Below are 16,917 nucleotides of genomic sequence, written 5' to 3'. Positions count from 1 at the left end.
GATGACGGCTGAACCGCCGCAGAGCCCGGTAACCGACGCAGTCCGCAGCCTCGAGGTGCGGTGGATCTTCCCAGGCCAACTGCAGGCCGGGGTGGCCGGATGGTTCGGGCGGTTCCCCGCCAGAACGGAATCACGCGAGGACACCTACCTGCTGGATCCGTCGTTGCCCGGGCTGTCGGTGAAGATCCGCAGGGGCAGGGCATTGGAGGTGAAGGCCTACCTAGGGAGCCCGGGAGTCCTCCAGGTGGCGGGCCGCGCCCGCGGGCTCATGGAAGGCTGGCAGAAGTGGTCCTTTCCCTTCGGCCTTCCCCGCCAAGACAGCGGCGACCAGGTCGGCTGGAGGAAGGTACGCAAAAAGCGGCGCATCATCCGGTTCTCATCGGCCAGCCGGCAGATCGTGGCGGCCGCCGCGAGGCTGGGCCCGAAGCCGGAGTGCGAGGTGGAACTCACTGAGGTCCGCACGTGCGGCCAGGACTGGTGGACGCTGGGGTTCGAGGCGACCGGTCCCGCCGATCTGCTGCGCAGCGAAATCGAGGCCGCCGCCACGCTGGTGTTCGCCCAGGCCCTGCCCGGTCGCACGGAACCCGGCCTGGATGAATCCCGGTCTTATGCGGGATGGCTAGGCCAGCGGTAGGCGCTGACGGTGACGCAAGAACGCGGAAACTGTCCCTCCGCAGAGCCGACTGGGTCCCCGTACTGATCGTCAGGCCCGCGACAGTCCACTACAGTCCGCGCTGTAGCAGACAGGAACCATGGTCCGTTCGGGCCACCACCGCCATGCTGGCGGCGAGCACGGCGAACCGGCCATGCCGAGCGTCGTTGTAATGTCCTGGATCGCCTGTTGCTCGGCTGGGGTTACGTTCTCCTTACCCTCAACGGGTGTATCGCCCGCTGCTCAGCCCTGGGCAAGGTGCTGGCAGAGAGACAGCCATGTGGTCCCGGGGTCTCGATCACCCACTGGCCGGGGCGGCTGGTTTCGCCGCGGCGCAGGCCAGTCCCAGCGGCACGCCGGGGATGACCTGGTGAACGATGACCCCGGCCGTTCCGCCGATGAACAGCGACGGGAAGATGGGGCCGCCCACAAAGCCGCTGCCCTGGCTGACGGCGAAGGTGAGCATCTTGGCGATCAAGTCGCTGTGGCTCCGGGGCGTCCTGGCCGAGATCGGACTCGTATCGTGGAGTTCGCTGACGAACTGCCCACGACATCCACCGGCAAGATCCTCAAGCGCCAGCTCGAATAGCGCGCCCGACGCCAGTAGCGGTCCGGCCACAGCGGCGCTTCGTTACCTCCACTCGCCGCCGAACATGCGCACGCCTCGGCCGCCATCTCGGCTACCCAGGGACCGATCGGCTCCATGGCGGACTCCCGCGGGTCCACCGACGGATCGGTACAGGCGAGCATCAGGTACCTGGTCTTGCCCGCGCCCGGCTCGGGCAAGTGCTCGGCCGGAGCACCGCCGACCAGGGCCCGCACCTCGACCGCCCCCATCCAGGAGTGGGGATGCCTGCCGGCCCACCGCACCGCTTCCTCCATGCCTGCGCACTCGATCACGTCAAAGCCGGCCACCTGCTCCTTGGTCTCCGCATACGGTCCGTCGGTGACGATGAGCTCGCCGTTCCGCCCTTTGATGGTGGTAGCGTCCGCATCCAGCTGCAGCGGGCTGCCCTCAATGTTGACCCCGGAGCTGATCGTCTCGTCGAGCCAGCGGGCAAGCGCGGCCCAGGTTTGGTCGTCCCACGCCTCCGCGAGGTCTGGGGCGCCCGTGTGGATCAGCAGGTACTGCATTGTCCCCTCGCTACCGGACACTCGACATGAACCGAGCTGGCGCAGTCACCGCGTCCGCGCTGCGGGCCGGCCGGACGCGCCGCCGCGGGCGGAAGGCACGTCCGAGGCAGAGCCGCAGCTCGTGCACCGCGGCGGCAATCTCACCCGCGCGCGCGTCCGCGGCCCGCTGCTCGGCGGCACTGATGTGAAGGCCGTGCTCGTACTTGTACATCTGGTACGACAGTGTGTAAAGCATCGTTCCTCCATCCGGTGGAAGTCCTCTCGAGCCCGTTCGGCTCGTCCACTCGGACGACGAACGGAATCTCCGAGATGGACAGCGCCACGCCGGACGCGACCGGACCAAATCCGGGTACGTAGGCACCTGGGGACTGAAACGCGGTGGTGAGACCGGGTGCCGCTACCCGAGACCCAAAGACGAGGACCGCACGATGCCAGAACTGCTCATCGACTTCATCACTTCGCTCGATGGCTACGCGGCCGCCGACGGCTGGCCGGGCTGGTGGGGACTCGAAGGACCCGAGTACCTCACCTGGCTGGGAGAGCAGCCAGAAGCGGACTACACGGTCCTGATGGGTGCGGCCACCTACCGCCTCATGTCGGGATTCGCCGCCGCCGGCGAGCCCGGCACCGACGCCCTGGCGGGCATGTCGAAGGTCGTCTTCTCGACCACACTGAGCGAGCCCCTTCTCTGGCCCAACACGCGACTCGTGGCTCAGGACCCGGTCGAGGCCGTGCGTGAGATGAAGGCCAAGGCGTCCACGTCGATGCGCACCATCGGCAGCCTCACCCTGTGCCGTTCGCTCCTGAAGGCCGGTCTCGCGGACCGCTTCCGCGTGGTTGTCTTTCCGGTGATCACGGGTAGCAGCGGCCGGGAACGGATCTACGACGGCTACCCCGATGTCGCGCTGGAAATGATCGGCAGCCGCACCTTCGACGGCCGCAGCCAACTGCTCGAGTACGTTCCGACGATTCTCGCTGGGCCACCGAGCCGGCCGGAATCCCGCTGAGCGACGCGGCCGACGTGACGTCTTTCCCCGTTCCTGCTCCTCGGTGATCATGGAGCAAGGCGCTTGCCCACTGCTCACCCAGGAGGAACCCGATGGCGACGGAGCCAGCTACTGTCCTTGCCGACCTTCATTTCGCGGAGGCTCCGCGCTGGCACGAAGGCCGGCTGTGGTTCTCGGACTTCTACGCGGGCCAGGTCATGTCGGCGGGCGAGGACGGGTCCGATCTCCGGGTGGAGGCCATCGTCACGCAGCAGCCCTCCGGGCTTGGCTGGCTGCCGGACGGCCGGCTTCTGGTGGTGTCCATGCGCGACCAGAAGATCCTGCGCCGTGAGGCCGACGGATCGCTGCGGGTGCACGCCGACCTCAGCGGTCACGCCAGCGGCCATCTCAACGACATGGTGGTCGATGCCGAGGGCCGCGCCTTCGTCGGCTGCTTCGGCTTCGATCTCATGGGCGGAGCGCCGCTGGCGCCTGGCGCCCTGTACCGGGTGGATCCCGACGGGAGCGTCACCGAGGCCGCCGGCGATCTCTGGTTCCCGAACGGCGTGGTGATCACCGCTGATCGCGTGCTCCTGGTGAACGAGACGTTCGGGAACCGGGTGACCGCCTTCGACCTGACGCCACAGGGAGAGCTCACCGCCAGGCGAATCTGGGCGCAGTTCGCACCCCTGCCGACGGAACGCGCGTTGGAAAGCGTATTTCCCCAGCTCGTCGTCGCGCCCGATGGATCGTGCCTTGATGGCGCGGGAGGCCTCTGGATCGCAGACGCGATCGGCGGACGGGTCCTGCGCGTCACCGACGGCGGCACCATCACCCACGAGGTTCACCCCGGGATGCCGGTGTACGCGTGCGCGGTCGGCGGCGCCGCCGGCCACACCCTGTTCGCCTGTGTCGCCCCCGACTTCTTCGAGGAGCCACGCAAGTCGGCTCGCGACGGCAAGATCGTCGTGGTCCCCCTGGAAGCAAGCGCGGCCTGAACGTCTACCCTGTCCTGGATTAGGAAGGGGAGACTGTGAGCGTTGAGACATCCGGCGGCGCCGGTCCGTCACCGGATGGCGGTGACGCCGCGGTCGGGGCGCCTAAGCCGAGCGTCGAAGGTTTCTTCCGCGCCGATGGCGACCTCCTGGTACCCGCCGCGTTCGCGACCAGCCCGTGGGGCCAGGTACTGCACGGGCGGCTTATCGGCGGCCTGACGGCGCGAGCGGCGGAGCAGGCCCGCGCCGAGTCCGCCGAGCTGGCCTGCAGCCGCCTGACCGTTGACCTGTTCCGGTCGGCGCCGCTCGCGCCGGTTAGGGTGACCACGAAACGGGTTCGCGCGGGCAGGCGCATCATGGTCCTCGACGTGACCGTCGAGCAGGATGACGGCCCGGTCGGCCAGGGCAGGGTTGTCCTGCTGCGCCGCTCCGCGCAGCCCGACGGCAGGTTCCGCCCGCCGCCCGCCTGGGGTGCGCCGACGCCGCCCGAGCTGGGCCCGCCGGAGCCGATGGCCACCCGCCGCTGGACCCCGCCGTGGGAGTCATGGCGCATCGGCAACGGCGCCGGGGCGATGACGGCGGGCCTGTGGATCAGGGACACGCATCCTCTTGTCACTGGCGAGCAGCTGACTCCGCTGGTGCGCCTCGCGATGGCCGCCGACCTGGCGAGCCCGGTGTCCAACTCCACCGACCGTGGCCTGAGCTTTATCAACGCGGACTACACCGTCTATCTCGGACGCGAGCCGCGGGGCGAGTACGTCGGGATACAGCCCGACGGGCACCTCAGCGAGGCAGGCGTGGCGGCGGGCCGGTGCGTGCTGCACGACCTGAGCGGTGCTGTCGGCTTCGCGAGTGTGGCAGCCGTGGCCAACCCGACGCTCGGCTTACCGGCAGGCGCTACTCCACCGGGCGGCGGATGAAGCTGAGCTGGGCCTCGGTCTCGGTGAAGCCGACCGCACGGTAGACGCGGATGGCGACCTCGTCGGGGTCGGCGACCATGACGAGCGTCCGGGTGCCCGCGGCGATGGCGGCCGCGCCTGCCTGCCAGACCAGGGTGCCGGCCAGGCCGCGGCGTCGGGCCGCGGGATGCGTCTCCACGCTCTGGTACCTGGCGAGTCCCTCGATACCCCGGACGAGGCCAAGCTGCGCGACAAGCGTGCCGTCGAGGAAGGCGCCGAACCATGCGGCGTGACCCGCCTCGGTCAGCGCTCGCTTCGCCTTCAGCTGGGCCGCGAGGAACCCCGTGTCGCCGCCTGGCTCGCCGGCGTAGAGCGCCGCCGCGAGCTCGAACGACTGCCGCCAGTCGGCGTCACCCGTGAGGGTCCTGATGACCGCCTCGGTGTTCGGCTGCGGCGGGGCGTGCACCGCGGCCGCCGTCATGACGGCGTTGCGCTCAAGCGTCATCCCGGCCAGTTCGCTGGGATCGACGGAGTCGGCGTCCGTCTCGTCAAGGCCGAGCGCCACGTGCCGCGCGCCAGGAAACTCCGCGGTGAAGCTGACCAGCCAGCCAGCGCCCGAGCCGGGCTTGAGATCGCGCAGCAGCAGGAAGTTGCCCCACCAGTAGTCGGGGTTGCCCGGGGTGCGGATGACGAGATGATCTCCCTGGTCGGTGACCTGGCTGCCCTCTAGCGCCAGGATCGCCAGGTCGGTGCGGTAGCCAAGGGAGCGAATCTCCACGCGCCGAAGATACACGCTGCACCAGGGTCCCAGCTGGGCGAGAGGTTTGGCGGGGGGCGTCGCTGGGGTGGGCCGACGCCCCCGCCGAGGAAGTCCGCTGGCCGCGTGGCCCTCGGCCTTCCTCATCTCGGCCCGGCGAGAGCGGGATGTATCGCCAGGCCGAAACTGATTGCGCGGATAACCCGCTTACATGCCCATGCCGCCGTCGACCGGCAGGCCAGCGCCGGTGATGAACCTGGCGCCGTCGGAGGCGAGGAAGACGACCGCATCCGCGATGTCCGGGACCTCGCCGAGCCGGCCGAGCGGGGTGAGCCCGACGACCGCGGTGGCTGCCTCCTGGGCGCTGGGGAACAGGCCGACGGTGGCCATGTCCTGGGCGAGCTGGTTGCCCATTTCGGTGGGGACCAGGCCGGGGTAGACGCAGTTGACCCGCACCCCGTAGCCGAGCCTGCCCGATTCCATCGCGGCGACCCGGGTCAGCCGGTCAACCGCGGACTTGGTCGCCGAGTATCCGGCGATACCGGGAAAGGCGATCGTCGCCGCCACCGACGCCACGTTGACGATCGCCCCGCCTGAACCGGCCGGGCCGCCCGGCCGCATGGCACGGAGTCCGTGCTTGAGTCCGAGCGCCGTGCCGAGCACGTTGACCTCGAGCATCCGCCGGATGTCGGCGGCGTCGATGTCGACAAGCAGGCTGGTGATCTCGATCCCGGCGTTGTTGACGAGGATGTCGAGACCGCCGAGGTACGCGATGGCCTGCGGCACGGCCTGCGCCCAGCTGTCCTCCGCGGTGACGTCGAGCGTGACGAACTCGGCGCGCGCCCCGGCATCGCGCAGCGAGCCGGCGGTCACCTTGCCCAGGTCCTCGCGGATGTCGGCGATCACCACCGCCGCCCCGGCGCGGGCCAGTGCCCGTGCCATCCCCTCGCCGAGCCCCCGCGCGCCTCCGGTGACCACGGCCTTGCGGCCCGTCAGGTCATAAACGCTCATCGGCACCTCTCTATGCGGCCAAAGTCCCCCGCCGCCGTAGTGCACGTTTACCCGCTGGCCGCCGTGGCCTAGCGCGTCAACGCCCCAGGCCTCCGGCGTCTTATCACCGTCGTATTGTTCTTGACAGTTGTCAAGCGTTTGCTTGACGATCGTCCTAGGTCATTTGTCCTATCGACAAGGCTGATAACGTGGCCGTATGGCAAACCGACGACGAGGTCGGCCAGCATGACGCGGGCGACCAGACGTTGACGGACCCGCAACCTCCCGACCAGGCGCCACAGGCATTCCCTTCTCCTGCCGAGACACCACCACAGCAGCCCGCCACGTACCGCGCCGCCCCGGGCGATGCCGCGACCAGGACGCGGGACCGGATCGCGCGGCGCAAAGTGGACAAGTTTACCGAGCGGCGCGAGCAGCTCGCCGCCGCCGCGCTCGCGACCCTCGCCGAGCAGGGGTACGCGAACACCAGCCTGCGCGACATCGCGCAGCATTCGGACTTCTCCCACGGCGTGCTGCATTACTATTTCGCGGACAAGTTCGAGCTGATCATCCACTGCGTGAGCAAGTACAAGGCCGAGTGTGTCACCAGGTACGACGAGCTGGTGGCTAGCGCGACCTCGGCTGACGAACTGCGCTACGGCATCGGCGCGGCCATGGCCAGCACGCTCAGGGACGACGCGACCATGCAGCGGCTCTGGTACGACCTGCGCAACCAGTCGCTGTTCGAGGAGCGGTTCCGCGCCACCGTGCGGGAGATCGACCAGTCGCTCGAAGAGATGATCTGGCGGATCGTGAGCAGGTACGCCGAACTGAGCGAGTCCCCGCTCGCGGTCTCACCGGCCATGGCATATGCCCTCATGGACGGCCTGTTCCGGCAGGCGCTGCTCGCGCAGCTCAGCGGCGACGCGGCGGCGGGTGACATGCTGGACAAGCACATCACACAGCTCCTGCCGGGCCTTCTCGGCTAGGCGCATGCGATACGGCGAACGCGCATCGCCCCGGGCAGCCACGCTGCCCGGGGCGATGAACGGTTGTCGCAGATCGCGCGGCGGTCAGCCGCGCAGGCGCGCCAGCGCCTCGGCGAGGATGGCCTCGCCGTCGGCGTCGGAGCGGCGCTCCTTCACGTAGGCCAGGTGGGTCTTGTAGGGCTCGACGCGCGGCGGAGCCGGGGGGTTGGCCTGGTCCTGGCCGGCCGGGAAGCCGCACCGCGGGCACTCCCACTGCTCGGGGATCGCGGCGTCCGACGCGAAGCTCGGCCTGGTCTCGTGCGCGTTCGAGCACCAGAACGACACCCACGTGCGGGGTGCGGCCTCACCGCGCTCCGCCTCGCCCATCGGGCCGGCGCCTACCCTGCTCCCGCGGATCGCGTTGCCACTACTCACAGAAACTCCACCTCGATGACTTGCCTCGATGACTTGAGGCTGATGACCTCAACGAAGGCCCGCTCGCCCGGAGCGGGAAGCAGGCCTGCCCGGCCTTGATTTATTTCACCACTTGTTTCGCCGCCGTGCGGCGCAAACGCGCACACAACGCGGACGTCGCGCCCCGGGCCGATGACCCTAGTGGTTGACGAGCCAGCCCAGGGCGACGCAGCAGACGAACCACAGGACCCCGAAGAAGATGGTGATGCGGTCCAGGTTCCGCTCCACCACCGACGAAGAGCCAAGCGTTGAGGAAACGCCGCCGCCGAACAGGTCGGACAAACCGCCGCCCTTGCCCTTGTGCAGGAGAACGAGCAGCACCATCACCAGCGACGTGATGATCAAGATGACCGAGAGCGCGATCTCCACCGGTGTTCTTCTTTCCCCTTGACGCTCTAGAGACTGGCCGTGGGCGGTATCTCAGCGACCCGTGGCCAGCTCACGATACCGGCAGATCTCAGCGAACTGACCGGCGTCGAGGCTTGCGCCGCCGACGAGGGCACCGTCCACGTCCTGCCCCGCCATGATGGGAGCAATGTTATCGCCCTTGACGGACCCACCATAAAGGATACGCACCCCGAGCCCGGCTTCGCCGCCCGCCGCGCCCGAAATGTGCTCGCGGATCGCCGCGGCCATCTCCTGCGCGTCGGCGGGGGACGCGACCTCGCCGGTGCCGATCGCCCAGACCGGTTCGTAGGCGATCACCAGCTCGGCGACCGCCGTGGCGGGGATCTTCGCGAGCGAGCCCTTGAGCTGCTCGATCACGTGCTCCACGTGGGCGCCCGCCCGGCGCACCTCAAGCTGCTCGCCCACGCACAGGATGGGCGTGACGCCGACCGCGAGCGCGGCCTTGACCTTGGCGTTCACCAGGGTGTCGTCCTCGTTGTGGTACTGGCGGCGCTCGGAGTGCCCGCACAGCACGTAAGAGCAGCGGAGCTTGGCGAGCATGGGCCCGGAGATCTCGCCGGTGTAGGCGCCCTTCTCGTGCCTGGAGATGTCCTGCGCGCCGTAGCCGATCTTCAGCTTGTCGCCGTCCACCAGGGTCTGCACCGAGCGGAGGTCGGTGAACGGCGGCAGCACGACCACCTCGACGTGGCGGTAGTCCTTGTCGGTCAGGGTGAACGCCAGCTTCTGCACCAGCGCGATCGCCTCGAGGTGGTTGCAGTGCATCTTCCAGTTGCCGGCGATCAGCGGCAGCTTCTTGCTGTTATCGCTCACGTTTGAGACCCAAGCTCCGTATGGCCGTGGCAGCCGCGCCCGGCGGCGCGACTTGTTGCTGTTATCCGAGACTGTGGCCCCCATGATCACGGAACATTTGATCCTGACGGAACTTTTCTCCCCGATCCGGGGAGAAAAGTTCCGTTGAAATCCGAAGTTCCGTGATCATCGCCCGCCCGCGGGCGGCTGCGGCCACTTCATGCTGTTATCACGCCGACGAGGACGGCGAGGCGCCGCCGCCGCGACGGCACGCGACGCCTCAGCGTACTGCGGCTACTCCTCCAGGGCGGTCAGGCCGGGGAGCGTCTTGCCCTCGAGGTACTCAAGGGACGCGCCGCCGCCGGTGGAGATGTGCCCGAACGAGGACTCGTCGAGCCCGAACGAGCGCACCGCCGCCGCCGAGTCGCCGCCGCCGACCACGGTGAGGCCGTCGACCTTCACCAGCGCCTCGGCGACCGCCCTGGTGCCCGGCGCGAACGCGGGGAACTCGAACACGCCCATCGGGCCGTTCCAGAACACCGTCTTCGCGTCCGCCAGCTTCGCGGCGAACAGCTCACGCGACTCGGGCCCGATGTCCAGCCCCATATGACCCGCGGGGATCGCGTCGGCGGCGACCACCAACGGCGGCGCGTCAGCGGCGAACCGCGGCGCGACCACGATGTCGGTCGGCAGCACCAGGTCGACGCCGCGCTTGCCGGCGTCGGTGAGTATCTGCCTGCACGACTCGATGTGGTCGGGCTCAAGCAGCGACGTGCCGACCTCGTTGCCCAGGGCGGCGAGGAACGTGTAGACCATGCCGCCGCCGATCAGCACCCGGTCGGCCAGGCCCAGCAGGTTGCCGATCACACCGAGCTTGTCCGACACCTTCGAGCCGCCGAGCACGACCACGTACGGGCGGGCCGGGTCGACGGTCAGCCGCCGCAGCACGGACACCTCGGCGATGACCAGGTCGCCCGCCGCGTGCGGCAGCAGCTTGGGCAGCTCGTAGACCGAGGCCTGCTTCCGGTGCACCACGCCGAACCCGTCGCCCACGTACAGATCGCCGAGGCGGGCGATGTCGGAGGCAAGCCCAACCCGTTCCGACTCATCCTTGGATGTCTCGGCGGGCTCGAAGCGGACGTTCTCGAGCAGCGCGACGTCACCGTCGGCCAGGCCCGCGACCGTCTCGGCCGCCGACTGCCCGACCAGGTCGCTGGCGAAGGCCACCGGCTTGCCGAGCAGCTCGGCGAGCCGGCCGGCGACCACTCGCAGCGAGGGGCCGCCCTCGGCGCGCTCGGCGAAGTCCTCGCCCTTGGGCCGCCCGAGGTGGGCCATGACGATGACCCTGGCGCCCCGGTCCGCCAGCTTCTTGATCACCGGCAGCGAGGCGCGGATGCGCCCGTCGTCGGTGATCGCGCCACTGCCCGACTTGTCCAGTGGCACGTTGAGGTCCGACCTGACCAGCACCCGCCGGCCGGAGACCTCGAGGTCGTCGATGGTTTTCATGGATGAATCGCCAGCTTTCCTGCTAGCCAAGCCGGGACGCGACGAGTGCCGTCAGGTCGACGAGCCTGCTTGAGTAGCCCCACTCGTTGTCGTACCAGCCGAAGACCTTGACCTGGTTGCCGTAGGCCATGGTGATCGACGCGTCGAAGGTGCATGAGGCGGGCGCGCCCACGATGTCGGAGGAGACGATCGGGTCCTCGGTGTAGACGAGGACGCCCTTGAGCGGGCCCTCGGCGGCGGCCTTGAACGCGGCGTTGACCTCGTCCTTGGTTACTTCCCTGCCGAGTTCGACGACCAGGTCGGTGATCGAGCCGGTGATCACCGGCACGCGCAGCGAGTAGCCGTCGAGCTTGCCCTTGAGCTCCGGGATCACCAGGCTGGTGGCCTTGGCCGCGCCGGTTGAGGTGGGCACGATGTTCTGCGCGGCGGCGCGGGCGCGGCGCAGGTCCTTGTGCGGGCCGTCCTGCAGCATCTGGTCCTGCGTGTAGGCGTGCACGGTGGTCATCAGGCCCTTGACGATGCCGAAGTTGTCAAGCAGCACCTTGGCCATCGGCGCCACGCAGTTGGTGGTGCAGGAGGCGTTGGAGATGATCGCGTGGTTGGCAGCGTCGTACTTGTCGTCGTTGACGCCCATCACGATCGTGATGTCCTCCTCCTTGGCGGGGGCGGAGATGATCACCTTCTTGGCGCCGCCCGCGATGTGCGCCTTCGCCGCGGGGCCGGTGACGAAGCGGCCGGTGGACTCGATCACGATGTCCACGCCAAGGTCGCCCCAGGGCAGGTTGGCCGGGTCGCGCTCGGCGAGGATCTTGATCGGCTTGCCGCCGACGACGATCGAGTCGCCCTCAACCGACACCGGCTTGTCGAACCGGCCCGCGACCGTGTCGTACTTCAGCAGGTGGGCCATGGTCTTCAGGTCGCCGAGGTCGTTGGCGGCGACGACCTCGAAGCCGCGGTCGCCGCTCTCCTCAAGCGCCTTGAAGAAGTTCCGACCGATCCGCCCGAACCCGTTAATGCCAACTCGAATGGTCACAGCACCAGTCTCCGTTCCGATCGCCGCTCGTCACTAGGGTCCAACGTCCGGGACGTCCGTGTCACTTCGTCACGTCCCTGCAGCGGCGGCGTGCTCGCTGTCACGCCCCCGGGGAGATTATCGAACACCGTCCCCCGGCCAGCAGACCTCGGGGGGTCGCCCCGGTCCGCGGGGCCGCTCATGCCTAGTCGTACTGCCCCAGTGGTCTAGACCATACTAACAAGGTAAAGAAATGGCAATATCCGTAACGGTTGCGCCATCCTCCTTTCCGCCACCGTTTCCCTTCCGGCCGCACTGGGTTTCCGCGTTTCGGACACAACGGGGCGGGCCATCGGCTTGGCCGCCGCGTGGAAGACCGGTCGCGAGCGCCGGCGTACGCTGAATTGACGGCAGCAGGGCGGGCAGCAGGGCGGAAGGCGGCGGCGGTGGCAGGGCGGACGGCGCGGCGGCGGATCACCCGGGTCACGGTGACCGAGACCGGCGTGTCGGCGGCGGCCAGGGCCGACCTGCTCGCCGCCGAGGAGCCGCTCGGCATCCGGGTGGACGGGACCGCGCTCACCATGACGATGCGGACGCCGGGTGACGACGTGGAGCTCGCGGCTGGATTCCTGGTTGGCGAGGGGATCGTGCGCGGCCGCGACGACATCGCAGCGATGAAGATATGCGACGGGACGACCTGCGGTCACCTGGACCACACCGACGACGAAATCGGCAACATCGTCGACATCACGCTCGCGCCAGGCGCCGAGGTGACGCTGGGCGCGCGGCGGAACTTCATGACCACCTCGGCCTGCGGCGTCTGCGGCAAGACCTCGATCGACGACATCCGCCTGCTGCCGCGCACGCCGCTGTCCGCCGACGGTTCCATGTTCGACCCCGCCGTGCTGACCACGCTGCCCGACCGGCTGCGCGAGGCGCAGCGGGTGTTCTCCGCCACCGGCGGGCTGCACGCGGCCGGGCTGTTCACCGCGTCCGGCGAGCTGCTCGCGGTGCGCGAGGACGTCGGGCGGCACAACGCGGTCGACAAGATCGTCGGCTGGGCGGTGCTCCAGGACAAGCTGCCGCTGAGCGGCTGCGCGCTGCTGGTGTCCGGCCGCGCCTCGTTCGAGCTGGCACAGAAGGCGGTGCTCGCGGGGATTCCGCTGCTCGCCGCGGTGTCCGCGCCGTCGTCGCTCGCGGCTGACCTGGCGCAGGAGGCGGGACTGACGCTGATCGGCTTCCTGCGCGGCCAGTCGATGAACGTCTACGCGGGCGCGCAGCGGGTAGCGGTGTGACGCGGGACCAGTGCGATCGCGGACCGGTGCCATGAACGCCAACCCGAGGAGCAGCGCACGGCGGATGCGCGACGAACGGTACCCACGGACGGCCGGGCAGCCCAGCGGTGGTGAGCCGTGGGCCTGACCGGCGGCGGGAGCCTGGCACTGCCCGACGTCGCCTACCAGCGCTGGCTTGACTCGCTTGGCGGGGCTGGCTGGCCGGCGCGGTCCGGCCGGGCCAGCCCGCCCGGCCTGCCCGGCGAGCTTGGTGACAGCGAACGGGTCCCGCTCGACGAGGCACTGGGCCGCGTCGCCGCCGCCGCGGTGACCGCCCGCTGGCCGTCGCCGCGCTGCGACTGCGCCGCCATGGACGGGATCGCGGTGCGCGCCGCCGGCCTGCCGATCGCCCCGGCCGTCGGCGGCACGGTCGCCCCGGCCGGCACGGGCGGCGCCGACGACCTGGACGCGCAGGACCTGGACGCTCGCGCCGGTGCTATCCGGCTGCCGGCCGGCGCGTTCGAGTGGATCGACACCGGTGACCCGATGCCGGACGGCCTGGACACGGTGGTCGTTAGGGAGCGGTTGCTGCCGCAGGGAGACGGCAGCGTGCTCATCGCGGCGGGCCCGGACGCCGCGGCCCCGCTGGCCACGGCCGGGCAGCACGTGCGGACCGCCGGTGAGGACTTCGCGGCCGGCGAGGAGCTGCTACCCGCCGGGCGGCTCCTGCGGCCAGGCGACCTGGCCGCCGCCGCGGCGGCGGGGCACGCGACACTCGTGGTTACCCGGCGGCCGGTCGTCGCGATCATCCCGACGGGCGACGAGATCCGGCCCGCGGGTGAGCCGCTGCGGCGCGGCGACATCATCGACACCAACTCGATCATGCTCGCCGCGCGCTGCCGCCAGCTCGGCGCGCTGGCCGAGGTCGGCCCGATCGTGCCCGACGACCCGGACTCCCTGGCGGCCGAGTTGCACCGGGCCGCGGCGGGCGCGGACCTGGTGCTCATCATCGCCGGGTCGAGCCGCGGCCGCGGCGACCACGCCGCCGCGGTACTCGCCCAGGTCGGCGGCGTGGCGGTGGCCGGCGTCGCGGTCCGACCCGGCCATCCCGCCATCCTCGGCCACGTCAAGCGGCCCACCGGAGCCAAGGCGGCGGACCGGGCCGCGATCGCGCCGGCCATCGGGCTGCCCGGCTATCCGCTCGCCGCGGCGGTCATCTTCGAGCTGTTCGCCGTCCCGCTGCTCGGCGTGCTCACCGGGCACACGCCGGCCAGGACGACGATCCGCGCGCGGCTCGACCGTGACTGGACCGGTCGGCCCGAGGCGGAGAACTGGGTGCTCGTCACACTCAGCGACCACGGTGAGCGCGGCGAACTGCCGCTCGCCACGCCGGCCAGGCGGGGTGCCGGCACTATCAGCCAGCTCGCCCGCGCCGACGCGTGGTGGCAGGTCCCGGCCGGCCGGGACCGGGTCGACTTCGCGGCGGGCACCGAGATCGCGGTGCTGCCCGTCGCGGACATTGCCCGGTAACCCGTGCGCCGCCCCTCGGACGCGTGCCGCCGTGTGGCTGCACGATTAGGTTTCCGCGCGCACGCGGCTCAGGACCGGGGAGGCCGAAGGGCGGCCCGCCGCAGCCCCTAGGGTTTACCGATATGGGTGATGTGAGGGGCGATGACCGGAATATGACGATCGGCGAGCCGGAGACGTCCGCCGTGGGAGTCCCCGGGGTCGCCGTATCGATGCGCTACGCGCTTGGCGAGATGGGCGCGGCCCGCTCGGTGCGGACGCTGCTGCGGGTCAACCAGGCCGACGGCTTCGACTGCCCGTCCTGCGCCTGGGGCGACCCGGCCGCTGCCGATCGCAAGCACGCTGAGTTCTGCGAGAACGGCGCCAAGGCCGTCGCCTGGGAGGCCACCAGGAAGCGGGCGGACGCCGCCTTCTTCCGCGCGCACTCCGTCGCGTTCCTGCGCGAGCAAACCGGCCACTGGCTGGAGGCTAACGGGCGGCTCACCGAGCCGATGTACCTGGCCGAGGGAGCCACACACTACCGGCCCATTGGCTGGGACGAGGCGCTGCGCCTGATCGCCTCCCGGCTGCGGGCACTCGACGACCCGAACCGCGCCGTCTTCTACACCAGCGGCCGGGCGAGCAACGAGGCCGCCTTCGCCTATCAGCTGCTCGCCCGCAGGCTCGGCACCAACAACCTGCCCGACTGCTCCAACATGTGCCACGAGTCGAGCGGCGCCGCGCTCACCGAGACGATCGGCCTCGGCAAGGGCACGGTCACCCTCGAGGACCTCTCCGAGCACGCGGGCCTCATCGTCGTCGTCGGGCAGAACCCCGGCACCAACCACCCGCGGATGCTCGCCGCCCTGGAGGAGGCGAAGAAGCGCGGCGCGAAGATCGTCGCGGTCAACCCGCTGCCCGAGGCCGGGCTGCTCCGGTTCAAGAACCCGCAGAAGGCCAGCGGGCTTGCCGGCCACGGCACCAAGCTGGCCGACCGCTTCCTGCGGGTGCGGGTCAACGGCGACCTGGCGCTGTTCGCCGGGGTCAACAAGGCGCTACTGGCACGGGACGACGCCGACGCCATCCTCGCGGGCGGCGGAGCCGCCGGCCCGGTGCTCGACCACGCGTTCATCGATGCATACACCGAGGGGTTCGAGGCGGCCGCCACCGGGTGGCGCGCCCTGGACTGGGCCGACGTGGAGCGGCTGAGCGGGCTGTCCCGGTCGCGGATCGAGGAGTTCGCCGACGACGTCACCGCCGCCGAGTCGATCATCGTCTGCTGGGCGATGGGCCTGACGCAGCACGCGAACGCGGTCGGGACCATCCGCGAGGTGATGAACTTCCTGCTGCTTCGCGGCAACATCGGACGGCCCGGCGCGGGCCCGTGCCCGGTGCGCGGGCACAGCAACGTGCAGGGCGACCGGAGCATGGGCGTCTGGGAGAAGATGCCCGACGCGTTCCTCGACCGGCTGCGCGACGAGTTCGGGTTCGACCCGCCGCGCGCGCACGGCTGGGACGTGGTGGACTCGATCAGGGCGATGCGCGACGGCAAGGTCGGCGTGTTCTTCGCCCTCGGCGGCAACTTCGCCTCCGCTGCCCCGGACAGCGAGGTCACCGCGGCCGGCCTGCGGCGCTGCGACCTCACCGTGCACGTCGCGACCAAGCTGAACCGCTCGCACGTGCTCACCGGACGCGAGGCGCTGATCCTGCCGTGCCTGGGACGCACCGAGCGCGACAGGCAAGCGAGCGGCGAGCAGTACGTCACCGTCGAGGACTCGATGAGCGTGGTGCACGCCTCCCGCGGCCGCCTCGCCCCCGCGTCCACGGAACTGCGCAGCGAGGTGGCGATCATCACCGGGCTCGCTGCGGAACTGTTCGGCGACGAGCTTGGCTGGTCCGCGATGGGCGGCGACTACTCGGTGATCCGCGGGCACATCGCGAACGTCGTCGACGGCTGCGCCGACTACGACGCACGGGTCAGCCAGCCAGGCGGCTTCACGATGCCCCGGCCGCCGCGCGACTCGCTGACGTTCGCCACGCCATCGGGGAAGGCGCGGTTCACGGTCAACGCGGTGAGCGCCGTCCGGGTGCCGCCCGGTCACCTGCTGCTGCAGACGCTGCGCTCGCACGACCAGTTCAACACCACCGTGTACGGGCTCGACGACCGCTACCGCGGCGTGCACGGCGGCCGCCGCGTCGTCTTTGTCTCCGGCGAGGACCTGGCCGAGCGCGGCCTGCGCGACGGCGACCTGGTGGACCTGGTCAGTGTCTGGTCCGACGGCGAGCGCCGCGCGCCGGCCTTCCGCGTGGTCGAGTACCCCACGCCGGCCGGCTGCGCGGCCGCCTACTTCCCCGAGGCGAACGCGCTTGTGCCGCTGGACTCCACCGCTGCGATCAGCAACACCCCGACGTCCAAGTCGGTGATTATCCGCCTGGAGCGGTCAGTCCCGCCTGCCGTGGGCTAAGCGTCCCTGATACCGCGGGACATGATTATCATAACCCTCGGTATCCTCGGTGCTACTCTCCGATATAGCGAGCGGCGCGGCGGCGCACGGAAACGGCGCCAT

General features: G+C 70.2%; 18 protein-coding genes. 8 read left to right on the top strand and 10 right to left on the bottom strand.

The features are described 5' to 3' along the window. Position 1: 1 nt before the first annotated feature. Positions 2–634, top strand: a complete 633-nt coding sequence (locus EAS64_RS37840) for a hypothetical protein (RefSeq protein WP_145861173.1) — start codon at positions 2–4, stop codon at positions 632–634. Positions 635–950: 316 nt separating this feature from the next. On the opposite strand, the gene EAS64_RS37835 is transcribed toward EAS64_RS37840, so the two are convergent. Genes EAS64_RS37835 through EAS64_RS37825 form a run of 3 tightly spaced genes read right to left on the bottom strand, consistent with a single transcriptional unit; the run spans position 951 to position 2,021 of the window. Then, entirely contained in the window at positions 951–1,130 is a 180-nt protein-coding gene (locus EAS64_RS37835; RefSeq protein ID WP_145861172.1) for a chloride channel protein, read from the bottom strand. Next, the gene (locus tag EAS64_RS37830; protein ID WP_145861169.1) at positions 1,127–1,786 is read right to left on the bottom strand and encodes a YciI family protein; all 660 of its coding nucleotides are present in this window, start codon (positions 1,784–1,786) and stop codon (positions 1,127–1,129) included. The genes EAS64_RS37835 and EAS64_RS37830 overlap by 4 nt, the downstream gene beginning before the upstream one ends. 10 nt (positions 1,787–1,796) lie before the next feature. Then, positions 1,797–2,021 carry a hypothetical protein gene (locus tag EAS64_RS37825; RefSeq protein WP_145861167.1) on the bottom strand — a complete coding sequence of 75 codons (225 nt, stop codon included), beginning with the start codon at positions 2,019–2,021 and terminating at the stop codon, positions 1,797–1,799. Positions 2,022–2,214: 193 nt separating this feature from the next. Between EAS64_RS37825 and EAS64_RS37820 the strand changes: the two genes are divergently transcribed. The 3 genes from EAS64_RS37820 (at position 2,215) to EAS64_RS37810 (ending at position 4,687) form a co-directional block, all read left to right on the top strand. After that, on the top strand, positions 2,215–2,793 hold the full coding sequence (locus EAS64_RS37820) for a dihydrofolate reductase family protein (protein WP_145861165.1): 579 nt from the start codon (positions 2,215–2,217) through the stop codon (positions 2,791–2,793). Between the two features lie 92 nt (positions 2,794–2,885). Next, on the top strand, positions 2,886–3,770 hold the full coding sequence (locus EAS64_RS37815) for an SMP-30/gluconolactonase/LRE family protein (RefSeq protein ID WP_145861164.1): 885 nt from the start codon (positions 2,886–2,888) through the stop codon (positions 3,768–3,770). A gap of 35 nt (positions 3,771–3,805) precedes the next feature. Next, a complete protein-coding gene (locus EAS64_RS37810; protein ID WP_246116072.1) occupies positions 3,806–4,687 on the top strand; it encodes an acyl-CoA thioesterase domain-containing protein in 882 nt (293 codons plus the stop codon). Here the strand turns inward: EAS64_RS37810 and EAS64_RS37805 are convergent. Further along, positions 4,665–5,444 (bottom strand): GNAT family N-acetyltransferase, encoded by a 780-nt coding sequence (locus EAS64_RS37805; RefSeq protein ID WP_145861161.1) that lies wholly within the window; start codon positions 5,442–5,444, stop codon positions 4,665–4,667. The genes EAS64_RS37810 and EAS64_RS37805 overlap by 23 nt on opposite strands. 186 nt (positions 5,445–5,630) lie before the next feature. After that, positions 5,631–6,434, bottom strand: a complete 804-nt coding sequence (locus EAS64_RS37800; RefSeq protein WP_145861159.1) for an SDR family NAD(P)-dependent oxidoreductase — start codon at positions 6,432–6,434, stop codon at positions 5,631–5,633. A gap of 188 nt (positions 6,435–6,622) precedes the next feature. On the opposite strand from EAS64_RS37800, the gene EAS64_RS37795 reads away from it, so the two are divergent. Then, positions 6,623–7,402: a TetR/AcrR family transcriptional regulator gene (locus tag EAS64_RS37795; RefSeq protein WP_222849898.1), complete on the top strand. Its 780-nt coding sequence runs from the start codon at positions 6,623–6,625 to the stop codon at positions 7,400–7,402. Between the two features lie 84 nt (positions 7,403–7,486). On the opposite strand, the gene EAS64_RS37790 is transcribed toward EAS64_RS37795, so the two are convergent. The 5 genes from EAS64_RS37790 to gap form a co-directional block, all read right to left on the bottom strand. Further along, the gene (locus tag EAS64_RS37790) at positions 7,487–7,816 is read right to left on the bottom strand and encodes an RNA polymerase-binding protein RbpA (protein WP_145861157.1); all 330 of its coding nucleotides are present in this window, start codon (positions 7,814–7,816) and stop codon (positions 7,487–7,489) included. A 177-nt stretch (positions 7,817–7,993) separates the two neighbouring features. Next, positions 7,994–8,224: a preprotein translocase subunit SecG gene (gene secG, locus EAS64_RS37785; RefSeq protein WP_145861155.1), complete on the bottom strand. Its 231-nt coding sequence runs from the start codon at positions 8,222–8,224 to the stop codon at positions 7,994–7,996. Between the two features lie 51 nt (positions 8,225–8,275). Next, positions 8,276–9,073, bottom strand: coding sequence for a triose-phosphate isomerase (gene tpiA, locus EAS64_RS37780; protein WP_281283380.1), 798 nt, complete (start codon positions 9,071–9,073; stop codon positions 8,276–8,278). A gap of 273 nt (positions 9,074–9,346) precedes the next feature. Further along, a complete protein-coding gene (locus EAS64_RS37775) occupies positions 9,347–10,558 on the bottom strand; it encodes a phosphoglycerate kinase (protein ID WP_145861151.1) in 1,212 nt (403 codons plus the stop codon). Between the two features lie 22 nt (positions 10,559–10,580). After that, the gene (gene gap / locus EAS64_RS37770; protein ID WP_145861149.1) at positions 10,581–11,591 is read right to left on the bottom strand and encodes a type I glyceraldehyde-3-phosphate dehydrogenase; all 1,011 of its coding nucleotides are present in this window, start codon (positions 11,589–11,591) and stop codon (positions 10,581–10,583) included. Positions 11,592–12,016: 425 nt separating this feature from the next. Between gap and fdhD the strand changes: the two genes are divergently transcribed. The 3 genes from fdhD (at position 12,017) to EAS64_RS37755 (ending at position 16,815) form a co-directional block, all read left to right on the top strand. After that, on the top strand, positions 12,017–12,865 hold the full coding sequence (gene fdhD / locus EAS64_RS37765) for a formate dehydrogenase accessory sulfurtransferase FdhD (RefSeq protein ID WP_145861147.1): 849 nt from the start codon (positions 12,017–12,019) through the stop codon (positions 12,863–12,865). A gap of 117 nt (positions 12,866–12,982) precedes the next feature. Continuing rightward, positions 12,983–14,374, top strand: a complete 1,392-nt coding sequence (locus EAS64_RS37760; RefSeq protein WP_145861145.1) for a molybdopterin molybdotransferase MoeA — start codon at positions 12,983–12,985, stop codon at positions 14,372–14,374. A 122-nt stretch (positions 14,375–14,496) separates the two neighbouring features. Then, entirely contained in the window at positions 14,497–16,815 is a 2,319-nt protein-coding gene (locus tag EAS64_RS37755; RefSeq protein WP_145861143.1) for an FdhF/YdeP family oxidoreductase, read from the top strand. The last annotated feature ends 102 nt before the right edge of the window (positions 16,816–16,917 follow it).

The sequence above is a fragment of the Trebonia kvetii genome (assembly GCF_007827045.1).
Taxonomy (GTDB): domain Bacteria; phylum Actinomycetota; class Actinomycetes; order Streptosporangiales; family Streptosporangiaceae; genus Trebonia; species Trebonia kvetii.
This window is presented reverse-complemented; position numbering and strand designations above follow the sequence as displayed.

Coding starts and splice junctions, on each gene's coding strand:
- EAS64_RS37815 (WP_145861164.1), top strand. CDS start 2,886: ATGGCGACGGAGCCAGCTACTGTCCTTGCCGACCTTCATTTCGCGGAG.
- EAS64_RS37825 (WP_145861167.1), bottom strand. CDS start 2,021: ATGCTTTACACACTGTCGTACCAGATGTACAAGTACGAGCACGGCCTT.
- EAS64_RS37755 (WP_145861143.1), top strand. CDS start 14,497: ATGGGTGATGTGAGGGGCGATGACCGGAATATGACGATCGGCGAGCCG.
- EAS64_RS37820 (WP_145861165.1), top strand. CDS start 2,215: ATGCCAGAACTGCTCATCGACTTCATCACTTCGCTCGATGGCTACGCG.
- EAS64_RS37775 (WP_145861151.1), bottom strand. CDS start 10,558: ATGAAAACCATCGACGACCTCGAGGTCTCCGGCCGGCGGGTGCTGGTC.
- EAS64_RS37830 (WP_145861169.1), bottom strand. CDS start 1,786: ATGCAGTACCTGCTGATCCACACGGGCGCCCCAGACCTCGCGGAGGCG.
- EAS64_RS37840 (WP_145861173.1), top strand. CDS start 2: ATGACGGCTGAACCGCCGCAGAGCCCGGTAACCGACGCAGTCCGCAGC.
- EAS64_RS37800 (WP_145861159.1), bottom strand. CDS start 6,434: ATGAGCGTTTATGACCTGACGGGCCGCAAGGCCGTGGTCACCGGAGGC.